The organism is Pontibacterium sp. (genome assembly GCF_964228735.1).
GTDB lineage: Bacteria > Pseudomonadota > Gammaproteobacteria > Pseudomonadales > Balneatricaceae > Pontibacterium.
Window position 1 is genome coordinate 1 of record NZ_CAXRBQ010000067.1, and the last position, 7,166, is coordinate 7,166.

Sequence of the window (7,166 nt, forward strand, 5' to 3'; positions counted from 1 at the left end):
TTTTAAGCGCTTCTGTCATCGGTATCAGTCTTTCTACGGAAGGTACAACAAAGGGCAGCTAGCTTAAGGGATTTTAAGTTTCGCTGCGACTTTTTGATAACTTCAACTTACTTTGAATCCCAGCGCCTTCAGCTGCTCGCCTATGGCGGCGCTGGTCACACCAGATACAGTCAACGAGCTGAATTCACGGCGCTGCGGGTACTGCTTGCGCAAGCGGTCAAAGTCGACGGCGCGCTCTTCTTTATTACCCTGCAGGGTGCGGCGCAGATCCCGGTCATCCCGGTACGGATCGTACCGTAATCGGATCAGATCCAGAGCTGCCACCTGATCGTTCACCGTCACTTCACGTATCGCCGGTTCCGGTAGGAAGTCTTCCAGTGTTTTCGTCGGCTCTACACCCAGTGCCTGACAGCAGGCTTCATAAAGCATAAAGGTGCCGCGAATCTTACCGTCGTGGCTGTAACCGGCGATGTGGGGTGTGGCGATCTCAGTCAGCGCAGCCAGCTCAGGATCAACCACCGGCTCATGCTCCCACACATCCAGAATCAGGGTGATGTCATCACGCTGCTGCTTAACTTCAAGCAGAGCAGTATTATCGATTACTGGACCTCGCCCTGCGTTCAATAGGATCACACCTTCATTCAGACCACTCAGTTCAGCGGTTGAAAGCAGGTGGTGGCTGGGGTGATCTCCATCGCGGGTCAGCGGCGTGTGCATGCAGATGATATCCGCCTCGGCCAAAAGCTGTTCCAGCGCCACGAAACCCGTATCACCTTTCGCTTCACGAGGGGGGTCGTTGAGCAATACGTTGTAGCCCAATCCTTCCAGACGACGCTGCAAACGGCCACCGACGTTGCCAACACCGATAATGCCCCAGGTGCGATCTGCCGGATCAAAACCCTGTGTCTGTGCCATATGGAATACAGAGCTAAGTACGTATTCCACAACCGCGTCGGCATTGCAGCCCGGCGCACTGCTGAACGCAATCTCACGTGTCTGAAGGTAATCAGTATCGATATGGTCGGTGCCGATGGTGGCCGTACCGACAAATTTCGGGGACGCCTGCGCCAGCAACTCTTCGTTCACTTGAGTGACCGAACGCACCAATAACAGATCGGCATCGGCGACCTGATCGGCGCTCATAGTGCGTCCTGCAACCCGTTTCACACTGCCAAAGTCGGCGAAGATCTCTTCCACCAGCGGCATATTTTCGTCTGCTACGATGTTTAACTTCATTTACCCTACCAAATCGCCCAAAACCACCGAGAATGTGGGCCTTGAGGCTTTACAAATACACAAGATTCAGGCTCAATTCGCCGACTTAATTTTTCCACTTCTTCCCTGGTTCATTAAACGGTAACACAGAGTTGATCGTACGCTGGCGAAAACAGCACGAATACTGCATCGTGCGTCTCTATCAGGATTTGATTGGCGACTGGGTCGTCACTCAGTGCTGGGGAGATAGTACCTGCAACGACAGCACTGTGACACACACCGTCACCCATTCCTACCAGGCCGCCCGCGATCTGTTGAAAGAGATCAACCGGGAGCAGAAAAAACTCGGCTTCCGTTCCGCCAAGCGTGACGAAATCCAACTGGGTTTTGACTTCGGTTAACTCCTTTCCAGTCCATTACTACTAAAGTCCGAATGGCATTATTTTTTGTAGTGTTATTCTTCGGGCTAGGACACCCAAAAAAACAATAAACATGGGCGTAGTATTTAATGGACAAATTCGTATCAAGCCAGTACCTGAAAGGCTTTAGTTTCATCGCTGCGCTTGCAGCAATACTCACCGGCGCCGGTTTCTTTGCAGGCTTTCCCCTCACATTTTTAGTACTAATCTTCGGTAGTATTATTGTTACCTGCGTGCTGACCTTGTTCGTCATACATCAGCGTATTGTTGCACCGGTGCTGTCCCAAACCGATTCTGCAGCAAACGGCCTAGGCGATAACGATTCTGCATTTGTGTTGCCTGCACTGCAAAGATTGGCAATTGGCTTTCAACGGGGCCGAACCATCGGTGACCTGCTGTCGGCCAAAACCAATTCCAATGCCATCGCAGCCGCCGAGGTGTCTTTCTCTGCCGACAACCTGCGCTCCAAGCTGGATGTACAGGTACGTGAGATCGCCCAGATTGCCGATAACTCCGAGAGTATGACCGACACCGTGCGCCAGACCGCTGAACAGGCCTCACGCGCTGCCGAACTGGCCAAGCATGCGAAAGACACGTGCGAACAGGGACAGGGTTCCCTCGATATGGCGTTAGCCAAAATTGCGCAGTTAAATGAACAGAGCGCCGAAACCCTGCAACTGATCGAGCAGCTCAACGAGAAGTCCAACCAGATCCAGAGCGTCACCAAGGTGATCGAAGAGATCGCCGAACAGACCAACCTACTGGCACTAAACGCAGCCATCGAGGCGGCTCGTGCCGGTGATCACGGTCGTGGCTTTGCCGTAGTTGCCGATGAGGTACGCCAGCTGGCAGCCCGCACCGCAGGCGCTACCGGAGAGGTGGAAACCATTGTGGATGAGATTCAGCAGGAAACCCGCCAGGTGGTCTCCCGCATCACCTCGCTGTCGGATAACGTGGAAGACAGCAGTAAGATTATGTCTGACGTGAGCGAACAATTGGGCGGCATCTCCTCCCAGTCCAACGCGGTTGAAGAGCAGATCTCGATTATCGCCGATGGCGCCAACACCAATCAGGACAATCTGGAGATCATCTCCGAATCGATCCGGCGTATCCGTAGCGAAGTGGTTGCCAGCGACGATGAAGTGCGTGTTTTGGCCAACCAGGCGGCCTCATTGATGGAGGTAGCAGAGATCTCCAGCGCCGTATTGGCCGAGCATACCGAAACCAACTATCACAAAATCTTCTTCCAGACGGCGCGTGATTGCGCCGACCGCATTGGCGAAGTGTTTGAGCAGGAAATCCGTAACGGTACCCTGAGTGAAGCCGACCTGTTCGACCGTGACTACAAACCGGATGAAAACACCAATCCGCAGAAATTCAGCACCTGTTACGACCAGTTTACCGACCGGGCCCTGCCACCGATTCAGGAAGCCGCACTCGGCAACGACAGTAACCTCGTCTACGCTATTGTGTGTGACCCGAACGGTTACGTGCCAACCCATAACAATCAGTTCGCGCATCCGCCAACCGGCGACTACAAAACCGATCTGGTGAAGAGCCGCAGTAAACGACTCTTTAACGACCGTACCGGGGCCCGTTGCGGCAACCATACCGAGCGGATGCTGCTGCAGACCTATAAACGTGACACCGGCGAGATCATGCACGATCTCTCCGTGCCTATCTTCGTAAACGGACGTCACTGGGGTGGCTTTCGCGTTGGCTACTGGCCAGCCAAGGGCTGATCCTTGGTCTAATTAATTGATCACAACGGTTGGCAGGCCCTGCCAACCGATTTATATTCCTTTTTGCGATACAAAAAGAGCGATTAGGTTATACAGCGAGGTAACATGAGTAAGTTTGATTTTGCGGCGATGCCGGATGCCAACGGTTTCTTTGGTGAGTACGGCGGACAGATCATCCCACCTGAACTGAAAGAGGTCATGGATGAGATCGACCGCGCTTATGAAGAGATTCGTCACACTAAAGAGTTCCAGGACGAACTGGCTTCGCTGTTTGCCGATTACGTAGGTCGCCCAAGCCCGATGTATCACGCTAAACGCCTAAGCGAAAAACTGGGCGGTGCACAGATCTTCCTGAAGCGTGAAGACCTGAACCACACCGGTGCTCACAAGATTAACCACTGCCTGGGTGAAGCCCTACTGGCGAAATACATGGGTAAAACCAAGGTCATCGCCGAGACCGGTGCCGGTCAGCACGGTGTTGCTCTGGCAACGGCCTGTGCCCTGGTAGGTATTCCATGTGAGATCCACATGGGTCAGGTGGACATCGAGAAAGAACACCCGAACGTTACCAAAATGAAGATCCTGGGCTGCAAACTGGTACCAGTTACCCGTGGTACAGCAACCCTGAAGGATGCGGTAGACAGCGCGTTCGAAGAGTACCTGAAAGACCCGGTGAACTACATCTACGCGATCGGTTCTGTGGTAGGTCCGCACCCGTTCCCGAAAATGGTACGCGACTTCCAGAGCATCATCGGCACTGAAGCCCGCGAACAGTTCATGACCAAGCACGGCAAACTGCCTAACTACGTGACTGCATGTGTCGGTGGCGGCTCCAACGCAATCGGTACTTTCACTGCGTTCCTGGGCGACGAAGATGTAAACATCGTTGGTGTAGAGCCTTCCGGTAAAGGCCTGGAGACCGATCAGCACTCCGCAACCCTGACCCTGGGTAAGCCTGGCGAGATCCACGGTATGAAGTGCTACGTATTGGAAACCGAAGATGGCGAGCCGATGCCGGTTCACTCCATCGCATCCGGTCTGGACTACCCGGGTGTTGGCCCACAGCACAGCTACCTGAAAGACCTGGGTCGTGTTGAGTATGAATCAGTAACCGACCAGGAATGCCTGAACGCATTCATGACCCTGTCCCAGGTTGAAGGCATCATCCCTGCTCTGGAGAGCGCTCACGCGGTAGCCTGGGCAATGCGCAAAGCACCGGAACTGTCTGCGGACCAGACCATTTTGGTGAACCTGTCTGGCCGTGGTGACAAAGACGCGGACTACGTGGCTGACAAGCTGGGTCTGTAATCACAGAGCTCAGCCAAAGGATCGAATTCTGCCGATGTTTCAGCGTTGGCGAATTCGGTCCTTCTTTTCTTCTCTTCCTCTCTCCCTTTCGAAGGTTGTGTCCTCCCGTTTACAGTTTGAGATAAACGACGGCGATCCTGCATAAACATCAGTGCAAACCAATAGTCATCACACGACCACGATATAAGACGCAAACATAATCGCTCTGTATCGTTGCAGATTGCACTGGTACCCAGGAACGATCAAAATAACCAGCTCAGTTTCCACAATGAAGCGACACCATGAATCCGGTTCTGTTTTATAAATGCCTTGCGGACGAAACACGTCTCCGTTCCATCATGCTGATCCAGCACGAGGAGGAGCTGTGTGTATGTGAACTCACCGCTTCACTGGCAGAAAGTCAACCCAAAATATCCAGGCACCTGGCCCAGCTGCGCCAGTGCGGCCTGTTGATCGATCGTCGTGAAGGGAAATGGGTGTTCTATCGCATCAACCCCGATCTGCCCGAGTGGTGTCTTCAGGCACTGCGCGAAACCGCAGGGGGCAATCCCGAGTTTCTGGCATCCAATCTGGACGCCCTTAACGCCATGGGCGACCGCCCTACCCGCACCAGCACCTGCTGCTAACCCCTTTCAAACAGACAAAAAAAACGGGCTGCCCTTGCGGGTAGCCCGAAAATCGCGGTTTGCTTCAATGAAAAGAGCCTTTGCTTGAAGTTGGGAGGCAGAAACACGTGAGCCGTTCCTGCCCTAAAACCTTAAATCGAGACATTCTCCTCTAGGGAAAAGGGACCGCTACCAGTTGCCTGGTAGCGGAAACGCGAACGAAGTCAGTGAGGTGGTAACCCGTTCGCTCATCTCTCGTGAGCAGGATCAATACTACATTAATGATAATTATTATCAATAGCATTTAGTTAAAAGTTTGTACTTTTTCACTGCCGTGGGAGTCAGAAATCTATTTGGCTTATATCGGCAGCACTTACCTGCGGACGAAGCAAAAAAAACGGGCTCACCCCTAAGGGCAGCCCGAAATCGCGGTTTGCTTCAATGACAAGAGCCGTTTAGCTTGAAGTCTGATCGCTGAGCGGGATCTCCCCCCCCCTCAGTAAAATCGATGTCCCTCTATAACACCTTCCAATCCTCGGAAGTGAGGGACCGCCGCCATCCCTGGCAGCAGTGCGGCGAACAAAGTCAGTGAGGTGGTAACCTGTTCGCCCATCTCTCGTGAGCGGGATCCATAGTACATTAATGATAATTATTATCAATAGCATTTGATAAATATTTACGAACTTTTTTACCGTCCTTCCAGAACAGTTCTGTAGACACAAATCGCAGACAAAAAAAACGGGCTACCCCGAAGGGCGCCCGAAAATCGCGGTTTGCTTCAATGACAAGAGCCTTTTGCTTGAAGTCGGAGATGCAGTGCTAACGTGAAACACTGCCATCCTAAAACCTGTCCCTGAGACCGCCCTACTACGCTACTCCTCTTTCCAGAGGTGGGGGGGGGCCGCCATCCGTGGCAGCGAAAAGCGAACAAAGTCAGTGAGGTGGTAACCTGTCCGCCCATCTCTCGTGAGCGGGATCTATATTATCTTAATGATAATTATTATCAATAGCATTTAATAAATATTTTCAAAAAAATTCCTCTCTCCTCCATTCCAATGGACAGCCCTCCTCTTTATATGCCACTTGACCGGACTGGTGATTCACGGGAGTATTGGGAGAAACCATAAATGTTATAAAGTAACAAAATGAGCAAATATCACGCGATTCCCACTAACATCATCACCGGCTTTCTGGGCGTGGGTAAAACCACCGCACTTAATCAATTGCTACAACAGAAACCGGAAAATGAGACCTGGGCAGTATTAGTGAATGAGTTCGGCCAGATCGGTGTCGATCAGGCGGCCCTGCCCAATGAAGATGGCCTGCATGTACGGGAGTTGGCTGGCGGCTGCATCTGCTGCGCCCTTGGTCCATCACTGGCCATCACGTTGACGATGTTAATCCGACGCAGCAACCCGGATCGCTTGATTATCGAACCCACCGGATTAGGCCACCCGGAAGGCATTATTGATGTACTCCAGGGGATCAGTTTTGAAGATGTTCTGGATCTGCGTGCTACCGTCTGCCTGCTGGATCCCCGCGCCCTGGAACAACCTGAAGTCGTGGCAAATGAGGTCTTTCAGGATCAAATAAACCTGGCCGACGTAATCGCAATCAACAAGTGTGATTTGGCGGAACCGGCATTGGTTGAACAGGCAGAGTCGCTGCTGGGTGGTATTTTCCCGCCTAAGCAGCGGGTGATTCGCTGTGAGCAGGGCAACATTCCATTGGAGATGCTGGACCTGGTGCGCAATGGTGAACTGCAAGCCCAGTTTCCTGAAGCACATTCGGCTCACGACCACGACCACGACCACGACCACGACCACGACCACGACCACAACCACGACCACGACCACGACCACGACCACGACCACGAC

6 protein-coding genes are annotated in these 7,166 nt (G+C 52.7%); 5 read left to right on the forward strand and 1 reads right to left on the reverse strand.

The annotated features are described in order from the left end of the window. Nucleotides 1-102: 102 nt before the first annotated feature. Nucleotides 103-1,236, reverse strand: a complete 1,134-nt coding sequence (gene pdxB / locus ACEQ15_RS06975) for a 4-phosphoerythronate dehydrogenase PdxB (protein ID WP_370278410.1) — start codon at nt 1,234-1,236, stop codon at nt 103-105. 131 nt (nt 1,237-1,367) lie between these two features. Between pdxB and ACEQ15_RS06980 the strand changes: the two genes are divergently transcribed. The 5 genes from ACEQ15_RS06980 to ACEQ15_RS07000 all read left to right on the forward strand — a co-directional run. After that, nucleotides 1,368-1,616, forward strand: coding sequence for a hypothetical protein (locus tag ACEQ15_RS06980; protein ID WP_282354018.1), 249 nt, complete (start codon nt 1,368-1,370; stop codon nt 1,614-1,616). 107 nt (nt 1,617-1,723) lie between these two features. After that, nucleotides 1,724-3,376: a methyl-accepting chemotaxis protein gene (locus tag ACEQ15_RS06985; RefSeq protein WP_370278412.1), complete on the forward strand. Its 1,653-nt coding sequence runs from the start codon at nt 1,724-1,726 to the stop codon at nt 3,374-3,376. Nucleotides 3,377-3,481: 105 nt separating this feature from the next. Beyond that, nucleotides 3,482-4,684, forward strand: coding sequence for a tryptophan synthase subunit beta (gene trpB / locus ACEQ15_RS06990; protein ID WP_370278414.1), 1,203 nt, complete (start codon nt 3,482-3,484; stop codon nt 4,682-4,684). 281 nt (nt 4,685-4,965) lie between these two features. Next, on the forward strand, nt 4,966-5,310 hold the full coding sequence (locus tag ACEQ15_RS06995; RefSeq protein WP_370278415.1) for a metalloregulator ArsR/SmtB family transcription factor: 345 nt from the start codon (nt 4,966-4,968) through the stop codon (nt 5,308-5,310). Between the two features lie 1,124 nt (nt 5,311-6,434). Then, on the forward strand, nt 6,435-7,166 hold a 732-nt coding region (locus ACEQ15_RS07000), incomplete at its 3' end, for a GTP-binding protein (protein WP_370278416.1).